Origin of the sequence: Mesorhizobium sp. M4B.F.Ca.ET.214.01.1.1, from assembly GCF_004791545.1 — a bacterium.
Lineage (GTDB): Bacteria > Pseudomonadota > Alphaproteobacteria > Rhizobiales > Rhizobiaceae > Mesorhizobium > Mesorhizobium abyssinicae.
On record NZ_SRUX01000101.1, the window covers coordinates 1 to 384 of the forward strand.

Consider the following 384-nt stretch of genomic DNA (forward strand, 5'->3'; position numbering starts at 1 on the left):
GGCCATGATCTCGATCGGCAGGCAGCCGTCGAAATAGGGCGTGCCTTCCCACTGCTTGAATTCGGTCTTCTGGCCGTCGATCAGCGCCTGTACGAAGGCGAGATATTGGTCCTTGTCCATCGGACAGTTGATGTAGTCCTTGCCGGTGCCGCCAGGCCCGACCTTGTCGTAGCGCGACTGGAACCAGCAGGTATCCATATCGATCGTGTCGAAATGGATGATCGGCGCGATGGCGTCGAAGAAGGCCAGCGCATCGGCGCCGGTCGCCTCGGCGATTGATTGGGCAAGCGACGGTGCGGTCAGCGGCCCGGTGGCGATGATCGCCTGGTCCCACTCCGCCGGCGGCAGCCCTGGCACTTCCTCACGCTGTATCGTGATCAGCGG

1 protein-coding gene is annotated in these 384 nt (G+C 62.8%); it reads right to left on the reverse strand.

Features of this window, described 5'->3' with window-relative positions; translation table 11 throughout:
• Nucleotides 1–384: FAD-dependent oxidoreductase (locus tag EN857_RS33475; RefSeq protein ID WP_189522829.1), on the reverse strand; the 384-nt coding region annotated here is incomplete at both ends.